Consider the following 21,369-nt stretch of genomic DNA (forward strand, 5'->3'; position numbering starts at 1 on the left):
GATCTTGTCCCGCTCCTCGCGCGTCAACCGCGGTCCTGGCATGAGGATCTCCTATCAGCCGCCACCACTTGCAACAACCGATTGAGACCAGGTGGCTTTCGCAACGGCAGCTCGCAGCTCACGGCGTCCCGACCACCAACGGCCGCCGCACCAGCTCGCGCCTCTCGAACAGCACCAGCGCCACCGCCGCCAGTGCCACCACGCCGACCAGCACGATCGCCGGCACCAGTTCCAGCAACGGCGTCGCCGCCAGCAAGACCACCGCGAGCACCAGCCGCTGGACGTTCCACGAGCCGAGGTTCCGTCGCCGCAGTCCGCTCAACGCGATCAGGTACAGCGCGAGCCCGCCGGTGAGCGCCCAGATCGGCGTCCCGTGGAGACCGTCGGCGAGGGAGTGGTGCTCGGTGTCGGACACGTACAGCAGCGACTTCTTCAGCCCGAGCGCCACGAGCACGATCCCGGCGATGAGCGGAAGGTGCAGGAACGTGTACGTGTCCGTCCCGATCCGAACCCGCTCGACGCCCTCGGCGCGCTTCAGGTTGTGCTCGGAGACGTGCGCGACGACCGCGAAGTACATCCACCACATCGCGGAGGCGAGTGTGAGCCCGAAGACGGCGGCCACCGTGATCGGCCAGGACATCGGGTACGAGCTGATCCCGATACCGATCGCCACGATCGATTCGCCGAGCGCGATGATCACGATCAGCCCGAATCGCTCGGCGAAGTGGCCGGGCTGGTGCAGCCGCCAGTCCGACGACCGGGTCCGGAAGACGTTGACGTAGTCGGCGAGCAGCGCGACGGCCCAGATGCCGAGCTGCACCCAGCCCGAGAAGAAGGCCGCGACGGTCAGCAGCGCGACGCTCGGCAGCAGCCCGACGAACATCTTCATGACGGTCTTGCGCAGCTCGGGGTCGGTCCGCGCGGCGCCGAAGTACGCGGTCAAGTGCAGCAACCGGACGAGGAAGTAGCAGCCGACGAACATCAGCGGCGCGTACAGGCCGCCGGGCAGGTCGGTGAACGCCTCCGGGATGGTCAGCGAGACCAGGAACATCGTCCCCATCGCGGCGAACATCGCCAGCTGGGCGATGCCGCGGTCGACGTGCAGGGTGTTGGCCAGCCAGGCGTAGGCGCACCAGCACCACCACAGCACGGCGATCATCGCGACGCCCTGCCCGATCCCGAGTGGGGTGAGGTGATCGGCCATCAGCTGCGTGGTCTGGGTGATGGCGTAGACGAAGACCAGATCGAAGAAGAGCTCCAGCGTGGTGACCTTGTGGTCTTCTTCCCTGGTCACCAGATGCAGGCCGCGTTTCGTGGGCACGCGCATATCGTGCACCGTGGGCCTTTGCGGGACACGCGAGTTTGCTAAGAGCTGACTTTCAGGACGGCGTGCGTCAGCGTGGTCAGCTCGGCCTCGAAGTTCGGGCGGCCGTTGACGCGCCGGGTGCGCGCGAGGTCGTTCGCGATGGTCAGCGCCGCGTGCACGGTGATCTTCACTTCGCGCAGGCTCAGTTCCGGGTGGACTTCCGAAGTCAGCGCGATCCAGCGCGCGACGTAGTCCCGCTGGAGCCGGATCAGGTCCGCCTTGTCGCGTTCCGGCAGTTCCATGGGGCTGCCGGAGAACGACACCAGCAGCTCGGGCGTGTGCAGCAAGGTGTGCACGTAGGACGCCGCGAGCCTGCGCAGCGCGTCGCGTTCGTCGCCGGTCCGCAACGCGCGTTCCGCGGCGAGTGCCAGCCGGTCGGCAGCTCGATGCCCGATCGCCACCATCAGCGCGGCCTTGCTGGGGAAATGCCGGTACACGCTGGGCCCGGCGATCCCGGCGGCCGCGCCGATCTCCTCCATGCTCACCGAACGGAAGCCGCGTCGCCCGAACAGTTCGGTCGCGGCCGCGAGGATCTGCTCGCGGCGGGACGGTTCACCGAGCGCGAGCGACGGCGTCTCCTCCGGCGGCTCCGAAGGCTCGGGAAGTGTGACATGCAGCACCGACTCCGCCAGTTGCACCAGGATCTGCGCGAAGCGTTTCTTCGCCACGGACGTGTGATGCACGGAGACGCTGCCGAACACGCTCAGCCCCGCCCAGCACAGCAGCTCGGCGTCGTCGGCGGTCAGTTCCGGGCGTAACGCGCGAAGCGCCTTGGACCACGCTTCGAGCACCGCACCCGACCGGCGGCGGATCTCGCGCCGTTCCTCCCGGGGCAGATGCCTGCCCTCCCAGCGCCACAGCGCGGCGACCTCACGCCGTTCCACCGCCTGCGCGGCGAGGGTGCCCAAGAGGGCGTTGACCTGGGCGGGAACGGGGAGACCGTCGGCGAGCGTCTCGGTGGTGGCCGCCTCCATGTCGTCGATGCCGGAGAGCACGACGTAGGACAGCACGGCCTGCTTGTCCGCGAAATGCCGGTACAGCGCGGGCCCGGTGATCCCGGCCGCGGCGGCGATGTCGTTGATGCCGACACCGTGGAACCCGCGGGCGCGAAACAGCTCCGCGGCGAGGCCTGCCAGCTGGGCCTTGCGGTCGCGCGGTCGGGTCGAACGCTCGGTCGGGTGATCCATAGGTGAACCCACGATAGCGCCGGTTGCGTGCATCGCAACCCATTGACACCATGGGGTTATCGCGGTTTATGTTAATCGGCATTAGCATGACTACTGGCCGGTACGTTTCATCCTGATACAGCGCCGTACGCGGAGGAGTTTTTCTGTGAGTAGCGAGGCCTACATCTACGAGGCGATCCGTACGCCTCGCGGCAAGAACAAGGGCGGTGCCCTCCACGGCACCAAGCCGGTCGATCTCGTGGTCGGCCTCATCGAAGAACTGAAGGTCCGGCACCCGAACCTCGACCCCGCCGTGATCGACGACATCGTCCTCGGCGTCGTGTCCCCGGTCGGCGAGCAGGGCGCCGTGATCGCGCGCACCGCCGCGCTGAACGCGGGTCTTCCCGAGTCGGTCGCCGGCGTCCAGCTGAACCGCTTCTGCGCCTCCGGCCTCGAAGCCACCAACACCGCCGCCCAGAAGGTGCGTTCCGGCTGGGACCAGCTGATCATCGCCGGCGGTGTCGAGTCGATGTCGCGCGTGCCGATGGGCTCCGACGGCGGCGCGCTGTTCATGGACCCGGCCACCGCGTACGACAACTACATCGTCCCGCAGGGCACCGGCGCCGACCTGATCGCGACCATCGAGGGCTTCTCCCGCGAGGACGTCGACGCGTGGGCCGTGCGTTCGCAGGAACGGGCCGAAGCGGCCTGGTCCGGCGGCTACTTCGCGAAGTCCGTCGTCCCGGTGAAGGACATCAACGGCGTCACGATCCTCGACCACGACGAGCACCGTCGCCCGGGTAGCACCATCGAGGGCCTCGGCAAGCTCAAGCCCGCCTTCGCCGGCATCGGTGAGCTGGGCGGCTTCGACGCCGTCGCGCTGCAGAAGTACCACTCGGTCGAGAAGATCGACCACGTCCACACCGGTGGCAACTCGTCCGGCATCGTCGACGGCGCCGCGGTGGTGCTGGTCGGCAACGAGCAGATCGGCAAGGACTTCGGCCTGACCCCGCGCGCCCGCATCGTGGCGACCGCGACCGTCGGCTCCGAGCCCACGATCATGCTCACCGGCCCGACCCCGGCCACCGAGAAGGTCCTCAAGATCGCCGGTCTCACCCCGGACGACATCGACCTGTGGGAGCTGAACGAGGCCTTCGCCTCGGTCGTCCTCAAGTGGATCAAGGACCTGCACCTCGACGAGGAGAAGGTCAACGTCAACGGCGGCGCCATCGCGATGGGGCACCCGCTGGGCGCCACCGGCGCGATGCTGGTCGGCACCGTCGTCGACGAGCTGGAGCGCCGTCAGGCGCGCCGCGCCCTGGTCACCCTGTGCATCGGCGGCGGCATGGGCGTCGCGACCATCATCGAGCGGGTCTGAGGAAGAGACAATGACTGAAGCGAAGACCATCCGCTGGGAGCAGGACGCCGACGGCATCGTCGTGCTCACCCTGGACGACCCGAAGCAGTCCGCCAACACGATGAACGCCGACTTCCGCGAGTCGCTCGGCGTCGTCGTCGACCGTCTGGAGGCGGAAAAGGACAGCATCACGGGTGTCGTCCTCACCTCGGCCAAGAAGACCTTCTTCGCCGGCGGCGACCTGAACGACCTGATCCAGGCCAAGCCGGAGAACGCGGCCGAGATCACCGAGAGCAGCGGCCTGATGAAGGGCCAGATGCGACGGCTCGAGCAGCTGGGCAAGCCGGTCGTGGCCGCCATCAACGGCGCCGCGCTCGGTGGCGGCCTCGAACTCGCGCTCGCGACGCACCACCGCATCGCGGCCGACGTCAAGGGCAGCCAGATCGGCCTCCCCGAGGTCACCCTCGGCCTGCTCCCCGGCGGCGGTGGCATCGTCCGCACCGTGCGCCTGCTGGGCATCCAGAGCGCGCTGCTGAACGTGCTGCTGCAGGGCCAGCGTCACCGCCCGGCCAAGGCGAAGGAACTCGGCCTCGTGCACGAGCTCGTCGGCACCGTCGAGGAGCTGGTCCCGGCCGCGAAGGCGTGGATCAAGGCCAACCCCGAAGCCGGCGTGCAGCCGTGGGACGTCAAGGGCTACAAGATCCCGGGCGGCACCCCGTCGAACCCGAGCTTCGCGGCGAACCTGCCCGCGTTCCCGGCGAACCTGCGCAAGCAGATCAAGGGTGCGAACATGCCCGCCCCGCGGGCGATCCTGGCCGCGGCCATCGAGGGGTCGCAGGTCGACTTCGACACCGCGATCACCGTCGAGACCCGCTACTTCGTCAGCCTCGCCACCGGCCAGGTCTCGAAGAACATGACGAAGGCGTTCTTCTTCGACCTGCAGAGCATCAACTCCGGCGGCTCGCGTCCGGACGGCTTCGAGAAGTACACCGCCAAGAAGGTCGGCGTCGTCGGTGCGGGCATGATGGGTGCCGCGATCGCGTACGTCTCGGCGAAGGCCGGCATCGACGTCGTGCTCAAGGACGTCACCCTCGAAGGCGCCGAAAAGGGCAAGGGCTACGCGGTCAAGCTGGAGGAGAAGGCGCTCTCCCGCGGCAAGACCACGCAGGAGAAGTCCGACGCGCTGCTCGCCAAGATCAAGCCGACCGACAAGGCGGAGGACTTCGCCGGCGTCGACTTCGTGATCGAGGCCGTCTTCGAGAGCGTCGAGCTGAAGCACAAGGTGTTCCAGGAGATCGAGGGCATCGTCAACCCCGACGCCGTGCTCGGTTCCAACACCTCCACACTGCCGATCACCGCGCTCGCCGAGGGTGTCCAGCGGACCGAGGACTTCATCGGGATCCACTTCTTCTCGCCGGTCGACAAGATGCCGCTGGTCGAGATCATCTGCGGCGAGAAGACTTCGCCCGCCACGCTGGCGAAGGTCTTCGACTACACGCTGCAGATCAAGAAGACCCCGATCGTCGTCAACGACAGCCGCGGCTTCTTCACCTCGCGCGTCATCGGCACGTTCCTCAACGAGGCAGTGGCCGCGCTGGGCGAGGGTGTCGAGCCGGCGTCGATCGAGCAGGCCGGTGCGCAGGCCGGGTACCCGGCCCCGCCGCTGCAGCTGATGGACGAGCTGACCCTGACGCTTCCGCGCAAGATCCGCAAGGAGACCCGCGAAGCGATCGAGGCCGCCGGTGGCACCTGGAACGCGCACGCGTCCGAGGGCGTCATCGACCGGATGGTGGAGGAGTTCGACCGCAAGGGCCGTTCCACCGGCTCGGGCTTCTACGACTACGACGAGTCGGGCAAGCGGGCCGGTCTCTGGCCGGGCCTGCGCGACGCGTTCAAGTCGGGCACCGCCGAGGTTCCCTTCGAGGACCTCAAGGAGCGCATGCTGTTCGCCGAGGCGCTCGAGACCGTGAAGTGCTTCGACGAGGGCGTGCTCACCACCGTCGCCGACGCCAACATCGGCTCGATCTTCGGTATCGGTTTCCCGGCGTGGACCGGTGGTGTCATCCAGTACATCAACCAGTACGAGGGTGGCCTGCAGGGCTTCGTCGACCGGGCTCGGGAGCTGGCGGAGCGCTACGGCGACCACTTCACCCCGCCCGCTTCGCTGGTCGAGAAGGCCGCGAAGGGCGAGATCTACGAATAAGCGCGTGACGTGAAAGGCCCCTTCATGGCAAATTTCGCCATGAAGGGGCCTTTCCTGTCGTTCGGGGGCTAGCGAGCCGACGGTTCCAGCGCCACGTGCGGCATCCGCCGGTCCAGCTGGCGCGGCAGCCACCAGGCGCGTTCCCCGAGCAACCGCATCACCGCGGGAACCACGAGACACCGGATCACGAACGCGTCCACCAGCACCGCGACCGCCAGCCCGAGACCGAACTGCGCCAGCATCCGGTCGGGGTTGAGCAGGAACGCGCCGAACACGAGGATCATGATCACCGCCGCGGCCGTGATCACGCCGCCGGTGGAGGCGAGTCCTTCTCGGACGGCATGGCGCGCGTCGCCGGTGCGCCGCCATTCTTCGTGCATCCGGGAAACGAGGAAGACCTCGTAGTCCATGGAAAGCCCGAACACGATCGCGAAGATCAGCACCGGCACGAACGCTTCGATCGGTCCTTGCTGTGCTCCGAACAGGCCGTCGCCGAACACCGCGGTCATCACCCCGAGCGCGGCGCCGATGCTCAGCAGGTTCAGCAAGGCCGCTTTGAGCGGGATCAGGATCGAGCGGAACACGACCATCAGCAGCAACGCCGACAGCCCGACGACCACCAGCACGAACAGCGGCAACCGGTCGCCGACCGCGTCCGCGAAATCGACCGCGGCCGCGACACTCCCGCCGACCAGGTACTTGCCAGGCAGTCCCGGCAACACCTCCGTCCGCAACCGTTCCACCAGCTCGGCGGTCGCCTCGTCCTGCGGTGAAGACGCGGGGAAGGCGAGAACCGTCGTGACGCCCCGCCCCATCGGCGGTGTCACCTCCGCGATCCCTGGGGTGGCTTCGAGTTTCCGTTGCAGCGCGGCACCATCGCCGTTCTCGGTGACCACGATCAACGGCTCGCTGAATCCGGGGCCGAAACCCTCCGCCATCAGGTCGTAGGCCTGCCGGGTGGTCGAGGTCTCCGGATCCGTGCCCGAGTCGGCGAATCCGAGGCGCATGCCGAGCGCGGGCAAGGAGAGCCCGACAAGGACGAGCAGCCCGATCGCGAGCGGCACCATCGGGCGTCGTTGTACCGCGTCCCCGAGCTTGCCCCACGCCTTGCCGTGCTCGCGTTTCGCGGCGTGCTTGCGGATGCCCTTTTCCAGACGGCGCCCGAAAAGCGAGAGCAAGGCGGGGAGCAGGGTGATCGACGCGAGCATCGTCACGAGCACGGTCAATGCCACGGCGAGGGCGACCCCGCGCAGCGAACCGAGGCCGAGCGCGAGCAGGCCGAGCAGCGCGATGATCACCGTCCCGCCGGCGAACAGCACCGAGCGGCCCGCGGTGTCCAGCGCCCGCCGGACTGCCTGCTCGCGGTCGAGACCGGCCAGGATTTCGCCGCGATAGCGGGAAAAGATGAGCAGCGCGTAGTCCACGCCGACGCCGAACCCGACCAGTATCATCAGTGGTGCCGTGTAGCTCGCGATGTCGACGAACCTGCTGACGAGCACGATCACGCCGAGAGTGCTGCCGACGGCGAAGATCGCCGTGATCACCGGGAGCCCGGCGGCGAGGATCGAGCGGAACAGGAAGACGAGGACCACGAGCGCGGCCAGCAACCCGACGCCTTCCGACGGGCCGCCGCCCCCGCCGATCCGCTTGATCGGGTCGCCGCCGAGTTCGACCTGGAGCCCGGCCGATTCCGCCTTCTTCGCGGTGTCGACGACGCGCACGACGTCGTCGTACGGCAGATCTTCCGACTCGAGGTCGAAGGCGACCGCGGCGTAACCGATCGTGCCCTCACGCGAGATGGCCGTCGGGGTGTCGAAAGGATTCGTCACGGACTTCACGTGCGGCTGGTTCCGCACCTCGGCGAGCATCGTGTCGATCGGTCCGCGCGCGGTCGCGAGGCCGCCCTCGGTCTTGAAGACGATTTCGGCCGTCGCGCCGGTCTGCGCGGGGGCCTGCGCTTTGAACAGGTCCATGATCTGCTGGGATTCCGTGCCCGGCAGGGAATGGTCGTCGTGGTACGCGCTGCCAGCCAGCTGTGAGCCCAGCGTGACACCGACGAGGGTGAGCAGCCAGAACGAAACGGCCAGCCAGCGATGACGCTGCGACCAGCCCGCCAGCTTCGAGAGCGCGCCCCCAGGCGGCTGTCTCGGGGAAAGGGTGATGGTGTCCATGGCGGAAAGCATCGGCTTTCCGGGGCCGCATATCGTCGGGCCGCGGCGGGCACTCGGGCCGCAACTTCTGGGTACCCCTAAGGCGCCTCCCGTACTACCGGGGTTGTGGTCACGGGGTCAACCAGCGAGGGGTGACCATGCCCGATTCGTAGGCGAGCACGACGAGCTGAGCGCGATCACGGACGTCCACTTTGGTCATGATCCGGCTGACGTGCGTCTTCGCCGTCGCCGGGCTGAGCACGAGTTGTTTCGCGATCTCGTCGTTGGACAGGCCGGTCGCGACCAGGCTCATCACCTCGCGTTCCCGTTCGGTGAGCCGGTTCAGGGTGGGCGAGGGGGCGGGCCGGTCCACCCGGCAGGCGAATTCGGAGATCAGGCGGCGGGTGATCGACGGCGCGAGCAGCGCGTCGCCCCTGGCGACCACGCGGACGCCATGGATCAGTTCCTCCGGTTCGGTGTCCTTGACCAGGAACCCGCTGGCGCCCGCCCGCAACGCGCCGTAGACGTCCTCGTCCAGGTCGAAGGTGGTGAGGATGACGACCTTGATCCCGGTCAGCGTGGGGTCTTCGAGCAGATGCCGGGTCGCGGTGAGCCCGTCCATCCCGGGCATCCTGATGTCCATCAGGACGACGTCGGGTCTGTGATCGTGCGCGGCTTGGAGGGATTCGCGGCCGTCGGCCGCTTCGGCGACCACGGTGATGTCCTCTTCACCGTCCAAGATGGACTTGAATCCGGCACGTACCAGCCGCTGGTCGTCGACGAGCAGGACCCGGATCATTTCTTCACCCGCAGGGGAAGACGGGCGCGCACCCGGAATCCGCCGCCTTCGCGCGCGGCCGCGACGAGTTCGCCGCCGAGTGCCTCGGCTCGTTCGGTCATACCGCGGATCCCGTTGCCGGGTTTCGCCGTGCCGCCCCGGCCGTCGTCGTCGATCTGCACGGACACATCATGGGGCGTGTAGCCGATCCGCACCACGACGGTGTTCGCGGCGGCGTGGCGCGCGACGTTGGTCAGCGCCTCCTGGACGACACGGAAGGCGGCGTGTTCGACGTCGGGCGGCAGTTCCGTGGCCGTGCCGTCGATCTCGGTCCGGACGGTCAGCCCGTGCGCGCCGGCCGACTCGGCGAGCTCGGCGACCCTGGCCAGGCTGGGGGTGTCCGCCTGCCGCAGCATGCCCAGCGTGGCGCGGAGTTCGCGCAACGCCTCCTTGCTGGTCTGCTTGATCGTGGTCAGTGCCTCCTCGGATTTCGCCGGATCCTTGCCGTGCAGGGCCGCGCCCGCCTGGACGTTGATGAGCGCCAGATTGTGGCCGAGGACGTCGTGCAGTTCACGCGCGATCCGGAGCCGCTCGTCCGTGGCCCTTCGTCGTGCCTCGGTCTCCTTGGTGCGTTCGGCTTCGCGGCGGTAGTACGTCACCGCGCCGACCGCGACCAGCGCGATGAACCAGCCCGCCATCAGCAGGAACGCGAAATTGTCCACCTGCCGTGACGCGCCGGCCCCCGCTTCGCCGATCGCGACGCCGCCCATCGAGACCGCCGCGACGACCGCCGCGCTCCGTATCCGCCCGGTCGAGGCGGTGTTGTACAACGCGAAGGCGAACGCGAGCAGGACGAACCCGTCCGGATCGGTCTGCGGGTAGTAGATCGCGCAGCAGGCCGCGGTGAAGATCGCGACGGGGAGCGGATACCGGCGGCGCAGGAACAGTGCCGCGCAGGCGAGTATCACGCAGACCCAGCCGATGACCGCGTTTCGCGGTGCTTCCGCGCCGTCCCCGAGCGAGGCCACGACGGAACCCGCGATCACCGCCACGGTGACCGCGATTTCCGCCGCGTACCGCCGCAGGATCGCCACACGACGAGAGTAGCGCGATCCGGGCTGATTGACAAAATGGATTTTTACGTTCAAACTGATTTTTGTGATCAAGGGTGTGTCGCCGTGAAGGATGTGGAGTACCTCGATCGGCTGGAGCAGGCGGAGGCGCTGCTGAAACCGCAGCGGGTGGACGTTCTGCGGCAGCTGGCGGAGCCGCGATCCTGCACCGAGGTGGCGGCGGTGCTGGATCAGACGCCGCAGCGGGTCTACTACCACGTGAAGCGACTGGTCGAAGCCGGTCTCGTGAAGCAGGTGTCGGAGCGGAAGGTGCGCGCCGTCAGTGAGGGTGTGTACCAGGCGACCGCCCGTTCGTATTGGTTGTCGCCGGGGCTGGTGGGACGGCTCGGCCCGCGGGCGGCGCGCGACGAGCTGAGCCTGGGGTACTTGGTGGACCTCATGGAAGAGGTCCAGGCGGACGTCGCCGCGCTCGACAGGGCCGCGCCGGAGCTGCCGTCGATCGGTGTCTCCGGCGAGATCCGGGTCGAGCCGGAGCGGCGCCAGGAGTTCCTCGACGAACTGAAGACGACTTTGCAGGATCTGTTCACCCGCTACGGCGGAGCGGAAGGCGACGCCTTCAAGCTCGTCGTGGCCTGTTACCCGAAGGGAGACGCCCGTGACTGAACCGACGAGGTTCCAGGTGCGCTTGCGCGCGCCGATCGACGAGGTCTGGCACGCGCTGACCGATCCCGGGGCACTGCGCGAGTGGCTTTCCGAATACGCGGAAGTCGACCTGCCGTCCCGGTACGAGTTCTGGGGCCGCTACACACCGGAAGGCGATCGTCCACGCCAGCGCCTGTTGCTGGCCGAGGACCATGTCCTGCGGTTCGCCTGGCCCCTCGGCGGAGTGGAGACCGTCGTCGAGATCGCGCTGGCGGAAGACGGGGACGCGACGTCCTTGTCGTTCAGTCAGAGCGGTCTGCCGGATTACGCCGCGATGCTCGCGGACCCGGGTTCGTCACTCGGCATGCTGTACACGTACTGGGCGCTGTCGATCGCGAACCTGGCCGATCACGTCGAAGGCCGGCGGCTCACCGCCCGCTGCGACCTCACTTCCCCGTTGATGAGCGAAGAAGTGCGGATCGACGCGCCCCGAGGGGAGGTCTATTCCTCGATCGCCGACCCCGAGGTGTTCACGCGCTGGTTCGGTGCCCGTATCGACGCGGAGCCTCAGGTCGGTGGCCACTGGGCGATGGGGTCACTGGAAATGGACCCGGACCCGGCGAGGATCGTCGACCTGGTGCCAGGCTCCAAGATGTCACTCGCGTACCAGGACGGCGTCGTGGCGTCATGGGAACTCGAAGACTCCGATGGCGGTACGAAGCTGACCTTCGTCCAAAGTGGATTCTCGGACGAGAAGCCGCCGTACGGCATGTGGATGGGCTGGCTCAGCGGTTTGGCCGAGCTGCGCAGGTTCCACGAGCTCGACTCGTGGCGACCGTTGTGGGTCGACGTCCACCTGGAGGGAACACCCGAAGGACTCCTCACCATGGATGGCAAGTAGGAGGAACAGATGTTGCTCGAAGGCAGAAACGCGATCATCTACGGGGCCGCCGGCGGAATCGGCGGCGCGGTGGCCCGCGGGTTCGCCAGGGAGGGCGCGACCGTACACCTCACCGGTCGCACCTTGAAGAAACTCGACGTGCTGGCCGACGAAATCCGGGCAGCGGGCGGGAAAGCCGAAACAGCCGAATTCGACGCGCTCGACGAAACCGCCATCGACGAGCATGCCGCTTCGGTGGCTTCCACGGCGGGAAGTGTCGACATCTCGATGAACGTGATCACGCACAACGACGTCCAGGGCACTCCGCTGGTCGAGATGTCGTTGGAGGACCTCGAAAGCCCGGTCCGGACGGCGGTGCGGACGAACTTCCTCACCGCGCGGGCCGCTGCCCGGCACATGATCGGGCAGGGGGCCGGAGTGATCCTGATGTTCGGTGGCGACGGTGATCCACTGCCTGGGTACCACCTCGGCGGGTTGCAGGTCGCGTTCAGCGCGATGGAGGCGTTGCGGCGCGGGCTGGCGTGCGAACTCGGGCCGCAGGGCATCCGTGTCGTGACCCTGCGCACCGGCGGTATCCCGGAGACGATTCCGGCGGGTGCCGGGCTCGACGACGCCATCCGCGACATGGTCGACGCGACGATGCTCAAGCGGACGGCGTCGCTCGAAGACGTCGCCCGGGTGGCCGCCTTCGCCGCGTCGGACCATGCGCGCAGCATGACGGCGACGGCGTTGAACATCAGTTGCGGCTCGATGGTCGACTAGTCCGCCTCTCCGTAACAACGGCGGACGATCTCCCGGCTACGCGGCACTACCAGGTGCTGGGGAGGCCGTTGTGCAGGGGAGAACAACGAAGCCGGCTTGGCACTGGGCGGGTCACGCCGCACTGCAGCTCGGTGGCAATGACGCCGGCGTCAACCGGCACCTCAGTGGTTCGTGCCGACGACGGCCGCGGTCGAGGCGCCGAAGCAGGTCGAGCCCAAACCGGCGAAAACGCCTCCGAAGACCACACGGGCTGCGAAGGCGCCGAACCCGGCGGAGTGTGGACGCGACTACTACCGCAATACCGACGGTGTCTGTGTCCATCGGCCGTCGGCCGGACCTGGCGGGGCCGGCGGAGCGACCGCCCTCTGCAAGGAGGGTTCCTATATCCACAGCCAGTATCGCCGCGGTACCTGTTCCGGCCATGCTGGTTGGCGCCTGGCTGTGATCCCGTCGGTCAACCGTTCACTGAGAAGGGTGGTGCTGTGTAAGGTCGGATCATGGGATGCGCAGGGTGAAACCGGTCGGACGGGCACCTTCGCCCCGGATCTTCGTTGTCGTGCTCGCCACCTGCGGTCTGGTGGCCTCGTTCATGCAGACGCTCGTCGTCCCGCTCATTCCCGCGTTTCCCCGGCTGCTCAACGCGACCCCATCGGACGCGTCGTGGGTGGTGACGGCGACCCTGATCGCCGGAGCCGTGGTGATGCCGGTGAGCGGCAGGCTCGGTGACCTTTACGGCAAGCGCCGGTTGCTGCTGATCAGCCTGGGTTTCCTGGTCGCCGGGTCGGTGGTCTCCGCGCTGACCAGTTCGCTCGCGCTGATGGTCCTCGGGCGAGGGCTGCAGGGCTGCGCCATGGGCGCGATCCCGCTGGGCATCAGCATCATGCGCGACGAACTCGCGCCGGAACGGGTCGGTGCCGCGATCTCGGTGATGAGTTCGACACTCGGTGTCGGCGGTGCCATCGGGCTCCCGGTATCGGCGCTCGTCGCGCAGAACGCCGACTGGCACGTCCTCTTCTGGGCGTCGGCGGGGCTCGGGCTCGTCTGTGGCCTGCTGATCCTGTTCGTGGTGCCGGAGTCACCGGTGAAGACGCCGGCACCGTTCGACTACCTCGGCGCGCTGGGGCTGACGATCGGACTGGTCTGCCTGCTGTTGCCGATCGTCAAGGGCGGGGAATGGGGCTGGGGCAGCGGCCGCACCCTCGTCTTCGCGGGGAGTGCGGTGGTGATCCTGCTGGTCTGGGGCGCCTACCAGCTGCGGCGGCGTGATCCGCTCGTGGACCTGCGGGTCTCCGCGCGACGACCGGTGCTGTTCACCAACCTCGCGTCGATCATGATCGGGTTCGCGCTGTACTCGATGGCGTTGTCGTTCCCGCAGTTGCTGCAGGCACCCGCGTCGACCGGCTACGGCCTAGGCCTGACCATGGTGCAGGCCGGGCTGTGCCTCGCGCCGAACGGCCTGGTCATGTTCATGCTGTCGCCGGTTTCGGCCCGGCTCATCGAGCGCTACGGACCACGTACGACGCTGATGGTCGGCGCGACCACCATCGCGGCCGGATACGCCTTCGCGACCGTGTTGATGGACAACGCCTTCGAGCTGATCACGGCGTCGATCATCATCGGCGGCGGGGTGGGCATCGCCTACGCGGCCATGCCGGCGCTGATCATGGGCTCGGTCCCGGTCACCGAGACGGCGTCCGCGAACGGGTTGAACTCGCTGATGCGCTCAGTCGGCACATCGACGTCCAGCGCGGTGATGGCGACCATGCTCGCGTCGCTGGCGATCACCGTCGGCGGGGTTTCCGTCCCGTCCTCGACGGGGTTCCGGCTGAGCTTCCTGGTCGCCGCCGGTGCGGCGCTCCTGGGGCTCGTCTTGACCGTTTTCGTGCCGAAACAACGCCAGCCTGAACCACTGGTCGCCTCGGCCGGCTAGCGCCCTGCGTGCGACGAAGGAACCCATCGCACGCAGGGACGCTCCGCTCAGAAGAGCGTCGGGACGATGGCGTCGATCAGGTGCGGGCCCGGTTCGGCGAGCGCGCGCTGGAACTGCTCGGCCAGCTCCTCCGCCGTCGTCGCCCGGGTCGCCGGGACGCCCATGCCTTCGGCGATCTTGACGAAGTCCATGTCCGGGCGGGAGAGGTCGAGGAGTTCGTTCGCCTTGGGACCGTTGGCGTCCGCGCCGACCCGCTGCAACTCCAGCCGGAGGATCGCGTACGCGCGGTTGTTCAGCAGGACCGTGGTGACGTCGAGGTTCTCCCGCGCCTGCGTCCACAACGCCGAAATGGTGTACAGCGCGCTGCCGTCGGACTGCAGGTTGATCACCGGCCGGTCCGGCGCGGCGACGGCCGCCCCGGTCGCGACGGGCATGCCGTAGCCGATCGCACCGCCGGTCAAGGTCAGCACGTCGTGCCGCGGCGCGCCCGCGGTCGCGGCGGGCAGCAGCAGACCGGAGGTGTTCGCCTCGTCCGCGATGATCGCGCGCTCCGGCAGCAGTGCGCCGATCACCTCGACCCAGTTCTGCGGCGTCAACGGCCCGGACGGCAGCGCGGGCCGGGAGGCCTCCTGCAGCACCGGCTCCGTCTCGGCGGCGACCAGATCGGCGACGTCGGTCAGCGCTCGCTGCACGTCTTGTGCGACCTCGGCCAGGACATGGACCTGCGCGCCTTCGGGAACCAGGTTGCTCGCCTTACCGGGGTAGGCGAAGAACGACACAGGCGCCTTCGTCCCGGCGACGATCACGTGCTTGATCCCGTCGAGCTGGTACGCGACCTGCTCGGCGAGGTAACCCAGCCGCTCGATCGTCGGCAGGCCTTCGCCGCGTTCGAGCCGGGCGGGGAAGGTCTCGACGAACGCCTTCACGCCGATCGCGGCCGCGATCCGGCTGGTCGCGCGCAGCCCGGCCTCGCGACAGCCGCTGCCGCCGACGAGCAGCGCGACCGGTTCACCACTGGCCAGCACCTCGGCGATGTTCTTCACCGTCGTCGCGTCGACGACCTGCGGGATCCGCGGCGGGATGGGCGCGCAGGTCTCGCCGCCCTCGCCCCAGGACGCGTCGGCGGGGAGGATCAGCGTCGCCACCTGGCCGGGGGCGTCCTGGGATGCCGCGACCGCCGCGGCGGCGTCGGCACCGACGTCCTTCGTGTGCCCGGAGCGGCGGACCCAGCCTTCGAGCGAACCGGCGACGGCCTCGATGTCCGATTCGAGCGGAGCGTCGTACTGCTTGTGGTAGGTCGCGTGGTCGCCGATCACGTTGACGATCGGGGTGTGCGCGCGGCGCGCGTTGTGCAGGTTCGCCAGTCCGTTGCCGAGACCGGGGCCGAGGTGCAGCAGCGTGGCCGCCGGCTTGTCGGCGATCCGGGCGTATCCGTCCGCGGCGCCGGTGACGACGCCTTCGAAGAGACCGAGCACACCGCGCATCTCGGGCACGGAGTCGAGGGCGGCCACGAAGTGCATCTCCGAGGTGCCCGGATTCGAAAAGCACACGTCGACACCGCTGTCGACGAGCGTGCGGATCAGGGACTGGGCGCCGTTCATCTCACTCACTTTTCAAGCCCTCTCAGCGAAAAGAACGCCGGGGTTGAGGATCCCGGCCGGGTCGAAGCTCTCCTTGATCCGGCGCATCAGCGCGATCTTCGCCGGGTCCTCCAGATCGAGGAAGTAGCCGGATTTGGCCCGGCCGAGGCCGTGCTCGCCGGAGATCGCGCCGCCGAGTTCCATGCCGAGCGCGAAGATGTCCGTCAGCAGCTGCTTCCGCTTCTCCGGGTCCTTGCAGAAGATGGCCAGATGGACGTTGCCGTCGCCGGCGTGCCCGCAGCCGAGCGCGCCCGACTCGCGCGACAACGCCATTTCCCTGGCCTTGCGCAGGAACTCGGGCATGGCGGACCGTGGGACGACCACGTCGATGACGTCGTCCGCACCGGCCGCCTTGGCCGTCCAGAACGCCTTCTCGCGTGCCTCGATCAGCTTGCGCGCCGACGGGCCTTCCAGCACGTACACGTCCATCGCGCCGACGTCACCCAACAGGCCGCCGAGTTCTTCGACGTCGGCGTGCAGCCGGTCGTTGTCGCGATTTTCCAGCGCCACCACCAGATACGCCTGCGCCTTGTCACGGATGGCGTCCGGAACGCCGAGGCTGAGTTTCTCGTTGTAGCTGATCGCGGCGAGCGTCAGATTGTCGATGTACTCGAGGATGTGCGGCGCCAGCCCGCTGGAGATGATCTTCGGGACGACCGTCATCACCTCGTCGAAGGTCTCGAACGGGGCGAACACCGTGGCGCCGTGCGGGAGGCGCGGGTACAGCTTCACGATGACCTCGGTCGCGAGCGCGAGGGTGCCTTCGGAGCCGATGATCAGCTGGGTCAGGTCGTACCCGGTTGACACCTTCGAGGTCTTGCCGCCGGTCCGGATGATCTCGCCGGTCGGCAGCACGGCCTGCAGGCCCACGACGTTGTGCCGAGTGACGCCGTACTTGACCGCGCGCATGCCGCCCGCGTTCGTCCCGACGTTGCCGCCGACGCTCGCGCTCAGCTCGCCGGGGTAGACGGTGTAGCCGAGTCCGGCTTCCGTGGTCTTTTCGTCCAATTCGGACAGTGTCACGCCGGGCTGGACGACGGCGACGTGGTTTTCGGTGTCGATCTCCAGTACCGCGTTCATTCGCTCGAAAGAGATCACCAGGCCGTCCTCGCGTGGCCGCGCGCCACCCGAAAGCCCCGTGCCCGACCCTCTCGCGGTTACGGGCACGCCGTGTTCACTCGCCGCCTTGAGCAGCTCCGCGACCTCCTCGGCGCTTCCCGGTTTCGCCAGGTGGGCCGGCCGCTGCGCGGCGGTGGTCAAAGCCTCGTCGTGTGCGTAGTCCTCGGGGATCGCCTCGCCCGAGAGCAAGTTCGTGTCCCCGACGATCTCGGCGAACCGTGCCGCAACATCGCCCATCGACTGCCCTTCCTCACGCCTCTTTGCCTGGTTACCGAAGCGTAGTACGTCGTGGGCGAGGATGGCCATGAATCCTTTTCATGTTTGCTTCCCTGGAAGCCACAACCTCCTGACAACCTCGCTCGGTTACCCATGTCGCAGCGGGCCGCGGCGGCCCGCCGGAAGGGGTGGACGCTCGATGGGATCCAGGATGAGACGGATCGCGGCGCTGGGGGTGGCGCTGGCGATCACGTTCGGGCTCGCGGTACCCGCGGCCGAAGGCGGGCAAGCGGGCTGCACCGTGCCCGTGGCGAACGTCAGTGGAGTCAGTCAGGCCGAGGGGACGAGCGCCGGGTACACCACCCTTGTCTTCACCGTTTCACTCACCGACGGCGGTTGCGCGCCGCAGGGCACGGTCGAATACCGGACGATCGACGGCAACGGCTCGCCGGTCGATCCGGCGTTCGTCGCGAAGGAGAGCGTCGACTACCTGCCGCGTGCGGGCACGCTGACCTGGGCAGGTAGGGCGGACGCGCAAACGGTCGCGGTCAAGGTCCGTGCCGATTCCCTGGTGGAGAACGACGAAATGTTCTCCCTGCGCCTGTACGGCGAGAAAGGGGTGCGGATCGGGCACAGCGTCGGCGTCGCCTGGGTGGCCGACGACGACAAGGTCAAGACGGCGCCACTGGCCACCACCCAGGAAGGCGAGATCTGCTGGTCGATCCCGCCCAACTTCGCGCTGGGCACCACCACCTGCAAGGTGCCGATCGTGCTTTCCCGGCCGTGGCTCTCCGGACCGCTCACGATCCGCTACCGCACCGAAGGCTCCGCCCACGAGCCGGTGAAGGACGGTGTCGTCACCTTCCAGCGCGGTGAGACCAGGGGCTATGCCGAACTCGCGATCGTGCCCGGGCAAACGGGGAAGGCGCGGGTCGAGTTCTTCGAGCCGTCACAGGGCAGGCTCGTGTACGCGACCTCGACGGTGGTGATCAGCCCCGCCGGGTGACGAGGTCGGCGTCGGCCGTCGCGTTCGCCCGCCGGTACAGCTCGATCGCTCGAGCCCAGTGGGCGGCCGCGGCGGCCGTGTCGCCGCACCGCGCCTCCAGGTCGCCGAGGTCGCGGTGCAGGTGCGCTTCCTCGTACGGATCCGGGACGCTCGCCCGGACCGCGAGGCCGCGTTCGAGGTTCTCCCGCGCCGCGGCCAGATCGCCGAGCCCCAGGTGGGCGCGGCCGAGCCGGTCGAGCGCGGCCGCCTCGCTGTGCCGGTTGCCGACGTCGCGGCTGATCAGCAGCGCCTGGTCGAAATCGGCCCGCGCGGCCCGGAAGTCCCGGCGGGCGAGGTGGACCTGGCCGGCGTGCAGCAGCGACTCCCACTCCTGCCACCGGTCTCCGATCGCCCTGGACGCGGCCAGCGCCTTGCCGAGATGGTCCAGCGCGACGTCGTGATCGCCGAGCCCCTCGTAGGCTTCGCCGAGCGTGTCCAGGGTGGCCGCTTCCAGCCGGGCGTTGCCGAGTTCGCGGAACGTCTCCAGCGCGGCCGTCAGCGGGCTGAGGCCGTCCATCGGCTGGCCGCGGCGGATGTAGGCGTGGCCGAGGTTGCGCTGGGACAGGGCACGCCCGAGCCGGTTGCCCGCCGAGGTGCACCGCTCCACCGCCAGCCGGTACGCGGTGATCGCCTCGTCGAACCGGCGCAGCGCGGCGTAGGCGTTCGCGGTGTTGTTGTAGATGTGCCCTTCGCCTTCCAGGTCGCCCGCCGTACGGGCGGCCTTCAACGCGCGGGCGTTGGTTTCGAGCGCGTCCGTCAGCCTGCGGGTCATGAAGTAGGCCGCGCCCAGCGCACGCAGCATTTCCGCTTCCGCCAGCGGATCGTCGAGTTCGGCGGCCGCCGCGGCCCCTTCGCGGCAAAGCCCGATCCGTTCGTTCCAGCCGCCCATGGTGTCGTAGAAACTGGTGAGCAGGTAGGTGAGCTGCCAGGCGGCGGTGTTGCGGCCGTGTTCGCGCGCGAACCGCACCACAGGGAGCAGATTCGCGCGCTCGGCACCCAGGAACGCCAGCGCCGCACGCCTTTCCGCCGGGAACGGCGAGGTGGGTGGCTGGTGGCGCAACGCCGGAGTCACCAGATCGCGGTTCGGGTCGATGATCCGGTTCGCTTCGGCGGCGACGTGCAGATACCAGTCGATCAGCCGGTCCGCCGCCTCGGCGCGGCCCGACGTCGTTTCGTCGGCGCGGGCGCAGGCGACGGCGAATTCGCGGATCAGATCGTGGAGACGATAGCGGTCCGGGCCCGCCGGGGTGATCAGGTGCGCTGCGGACAGCTCGGCGGCCGCGGCCCGGCCTGCTTCGGCGGGCACCCCGCACAGCGCGCTGCCGAGGAACGAACTGAACGACGTCCCCGGGATCACCCCGGAAAGCCGGAACAGCCGAGCCGGCGCCTGGTCCAGCGGCAGGTAGGCGCTCGCCAGGACGGTTTTGACCGTTCGTGAATCTCCTTGTACCGCAAGGGTTTCCAGTCTTCCTGCCCCGGTGAGCTCCTCGGTGAGCTCCGCGATCGGACGGCCCGGCTCACCGGTCAGACGGGCGGCGGCGATCCGCAGCGCCAGAGGCATCCCGTCGCACAGTCTGGCCAGGCGCGCGGCCTGTGCGGCTTCGCGCGTGACCCGGTCGGCGCCCAGCACCCGGGTGAGCAGGGTCATCGATTCCGGGTCGGCCAGCGCGTCGAGGGCGAACACCCGGACGGCGTGCCTGCTGCCGAGCGCGGCCAGGGTCTGCCTGCTGGTGACGATCAACATCGCCTTCGCCGTGCCGGGGACGAGAGGAAGGACCTGATCGACCCCGCCGGCGTTGTCGGCGACGATCACGCAACGCTTCCCGTGCAGCAACGAGCGGTAGAGCGCCGCGCGTTCGGCCGTCGCGTCGGGCAACCGGTCGTCGGGGAGGCCGAGCCCGCGCGACAGATGGGCGAGGGCTTCGCCCGGTGAGACCGCTTCCGCCGGATCGTGCCCGGCGAGGTCGAGGAAGAGCTGCCCGTCGGGGAAGCGGTCCGCGATGCGATGCGCCCACTGCACGGCCAGCGCCGATTTACCCATCCCCGCCGCCCCGGAGATGACCACGACCGGCGGCTCGGCTTCATCGAGGAGACTGTCGAGCGAAGCGAGCTCCTGCTGTCGCCCGGTGAAGTGCCCGACGCGGGCGGGGAGTTGCGCGGGCGCGGTGCCCCGTGCGGGCGCGTCGAGTTCGGGCGCCCGGCGCAGGATCGACGTATGCAGTTCGACCAGTTCCGGGCCGGGGTCGACGCCGAACTCGTCGGCAAGCCCCCGGCGTACCGCCTGGAAGGTCTCCAGTGCCTCGGCATGCCTTCCGCAGCGATGCAGGGCGAGCATGTGCAGCGCGGCGAGCCGTTCGCGGTAGGGCTGCTCGGCCCGGAGCCGCGGAAGTTCTCGGAGGACCTCCTCGTGATCACCGAGCCTGAGCTCGGCGGCCCAAAGCTCTTCCCAGGCGGACAGCCGTAATTCCTGGAGCCGTTCGACCTCGTGCAGCCCCCAGCCGTCGAGTTCTGCGTCCGCGAAGGCTTCGCCGTGCCAGAGCCGCAACACCTCGCGCAACGCCGCCACCGCTTGAGCCGGATTGCTCCGCTTGGCGGCACGAAGTTCTTCTTCGAACCGGAGAGCGTCGACAGAGGACGGTGCCACCGCCAGGACGTACCCCGGTTTGCGGGTGAGCAGGACCGGCGGGAAACCGCAGTCCTCCAAGGCCTGCCGGATCCGGGCGACGTGACTGTGCAGGGTCTTCACCGCGGTGCGCGGCGGATCTTCACCCCAGAGCACGTCGACCAGGCGGGGGATCGGGACGACCGAGCCCGCGTGCAGGGCGAGGACGCCGAGCACGGCTCGCTGGCGGGCGCCGTGCAACTCCGCCCGCCCGGTGGGGCCGATCGCTTCGACCGGGCCCAGCACCCGTAATTCCCCTGGCCCGGGCACCCCGCTCCCTCCGGCATGTGACCCCGGTGAGCGTATCCGGGCGAAGACCCACCGAAATCGGCCGATTAGGGCACACGATCTCGACAACC

15 protein-coding genes and 1 pseudogene are annotated in these 21,369 nt (G+C 68.7%); 8 read left to right on the plus strand and 8 right to left on the minus strand.

The window, feature by feature from the left end; translation table 11 throughout:
- Positions 1 to 118: 118 nt before the first annotated feature.
- Positions 119 to 1,327: a low temperature requirement protein A gene (locus tag ACZ3HL_RS35550; protein ID WP_465420389.1), complete on the minus strand. Its 1,209-nt coding sequence runs from the start codon at positions 1,325 to 1,327 to the stop codon at positions 119 to 121.
- 38 nt (positions 1,328 to 1,365) lie between these two features.
- Positions 1,366 to 2,553 (minus strand): TetR/AcrR family transcriptional regulator, encoded by a 1,188-nt coding sequence (locus ACZ3HL_RS35555; protein ID WP_465535695.1) that lies wholly within the window; start codon positions 2,551 to 2,553, stop codon positions 1,366 to 1,368.
- A gap of 145 nt (positions 2,554 to 2,698) precedes the next feature.
- On the opposite strand from ACZ3HL_RS35555, the gene ACZ3HL_RS35560 reads away from it, so the two are divergent.
- Together ACZ3HL_RS35560 and ACZ3HL_RS35565 are read left to right on the plus strand one after the other, a co-directional pair.
- Positions 2,699 to 3,910: an acetyl-CoA C-acetyltransferase gene (locus tag ACZ3HL_RS35560; protein WP_465420385.1), complete on the plus strand. Its 1,212-nt coding sequence runs from the start codon at positions 2,699 to 2,701 to the stop codon at positions 3,908 to 3,910.
- Positions 3,911 to 3,920: 10 nt separating this feature from the next.
- Positions 3,921 to 6,092 (plus strand): 3-hydroxyacyl-CoA dehydrogenase NAD-binding domain-containing protein, encoded by a 2,172-nt coding sequence (locus tag ACZ3HL_RS35565; RefSeq protein WP_465420382.1) that lies wholly within the window; start codon positions 3,921 to 3,923, stop codon positions 6,090 to 6,092.
- A 68-nt stretch (positions 6,093 to 6,160) separates the two neighbouring features.
- Here the strand turns inward: ACZ3HL_RS35565 and ACZ3HL_RS35570 are convergent, their stop codons facing one another.
- The 3 genes from ACZ3HL_RS35570 to ACZ3HL_RS35580 all read right to left on the minus strand — a co-directional run bounded on the left by ACZ3HL_RS35570 (position 6,161) and on the right by ACZ3HL_RS35580 (position 10,114).
- Positions 6,161 to 8,263 carry an MMPL family transporter gene (locus ACZ3HL_RS35570; protein WP_465535696.1) on the minus strand — a complete coding sequence of 701 codons (2,103 nt, stop codon included), beginning with the start codon at positions 8,261 to 8,263 and terminating at the stop codon, positions 6,161 to 6,163.
- Between the two features lie 109 nt (positions 8,264 to 8,372).
- Positions 8,373 to 9,041, minus strand: coding sequence for a response regulator (locus tag ACZ3HL_RS35575; RefSeq protein WP_465420378.1), 669 nt, complete (start codon positions 9,039 to 9,041; stop codon positions 8,373 to 8,375).
- Entirely contained in the window at positions 9,038 to 10,114 is a 1,077-nt protein-coding gene (locus tag ACZ3HL_RS35580; protein WP_465420376.1) for a sensor histidine kinase, read from the minus strand. The genes ACZ3HL_RS35575 and ACZ3HL_RS35580 overlap by 4 nt, the downstream gene beginning before the upstream one ends.
- A gap of 84 nt (positions 10,115 to 10,198) precedes the next feature.
- On the opposite strand from ACZ3HL_RS35580, the gene ACZ3HL_RS35585 reads away from it, so the two are divergent.
- From ACZ3HL_RS35585 to ACZ3HL_RS35605, 5 genes and pseudogenes are all read left to right on the plus strand, one after another.
- Positions 10,199 to 10,756 (plus strand): ArsR/SmtB family transcription factor, encoded by a 558-nt coding sequence (locus ACZ3HL_RS35585; protein ID WP_465535698.1) that lies wholly within the window; start codon positions 10,199 to 10,201, stop codon positions 10,754 to 10,756.
- The gene (locus tag ACZ3HL_RS35590) at positions 10,749 to 11,636 is read left to right on the plus strand and encodes an SRPBCC domain-containing protein (protein ID WP_465535700.1); all 888 of its coding nucleotides are present in this window, start codon (positions 10,749 to 10,751) and stop codon (positions 11,634 to 11,636) included. The genes ACZ3HL_RS35585 and ACZ3HL_RS35590 overlap by 8 nt, the downstream gene beginning before the upstream one ends.
- Positions 11,637 to 11,645: 9 nt before the next feature.
- On the plus strand, positions 11,646 to 12,398 hold the full coding sequence (locus ACZ3HL_RS35595; protein ID WP_465535701.1) for an SDR family NAD(P)-dependent oxidoreductase: 753 nt from the start codon (positions 11,646 to 11,648) through the stop codon (positions 12,396 to 12,398).
- Between the two features lie 171 nt (positions 12,399 to 12,569).
- A pseudogene (locus ACZ3HL_RS35600) lies at positions 12,570 to 12,767 on the plus strand (DUF3761 domain-containing protein); the annotation flags it as partial.
- Positions 12,768 to 12,900: 133 nt separating this feature from the next.
- Entirely contained in the window at positions 12,901 to 14,328 is a 1,428-nt protein-coding gene (locus ACZ3HL_RS35605; RefSeq protein ID WP_465420365.1) for an MFS transporter, read from the plus strand.
- A 47-nt stretch (positions 14,329 to 14,375) separates the two neighbouring features.
- Here ACZ3HL_RS35605 and ACZ3HL_RS35610 read toward each other — a convergent pair whose 3' ends face one another.
- Together ACZ3HL_RS35610 and ACZ3HL_RS35615 are read right to left on the minus strand one after the other, a co-directional pair.
- Complete coding sequence (locus ACZ3HL_RS35610; protein ID WP_465535702.1) at positions 14,376 to 15,929, minus strand: acetolactate synthase large subunit; 1,554 nt, start codon at positions 15,927 to 15,929, stop codon at positions 14,376 to 14,378.
- A gap of 12 nt (positions 15,930 to 15,941) precedes the next feature.
- Entirely contained in the window at positions 15,942 to 17,324 is a 1,383-nt protein-coding gene (locus ACZ3HL_RS35615; RefSeq protein ID WP_465535703.1) for an FAD-binding oxidoreductase, read from the minus strand.
- 190 nt (positions 17,325 to 17,514) lie between these two features.
- Here ACZ3HL_RS35615 and ACZ3HL_RS35620 point away from each other — a divergent pair, with 190 nt between their 5' ends.
- Complete coding sequence (locus ACZ3HL_RS35620; RefSeq protein ID WP_465535705.1) at positions 17,515 to 18,309, plus strand: Calx-beta domain-containing protein; 795 nt, start codon at positions 17,515 to 17,517, stop codon at positions 18,307 to 18,309.
- On the opposite strand, the gene ACZ3HL_RS35625 is transcribed toward ACZ3HL_RS35620, so the two are convergent.
- Positions 18,293 to 21,280: an AfsR/SARP family transcriptional regulator gene (locus ACZ3HL_RS35625; RefSeq protein ID WP_465535707.1), complete on the minus strand. Its 2,988-nt coding sequence runs from the start codon at positions 21,278 to 21,280 to the stop codon at positions 18,293 to 18,295. The two genes, ACZ3HL_RS35620 and ACZ3HL_RS35625, sit on opposite strands and share 17 nt — an antisense overlap.
- Positions 21,281 to 21,369: the final 89 nt, after the last annotated feature.

This window comes from Amycolatopsis sp. NPDC000009, assembly GCF_055563465.1.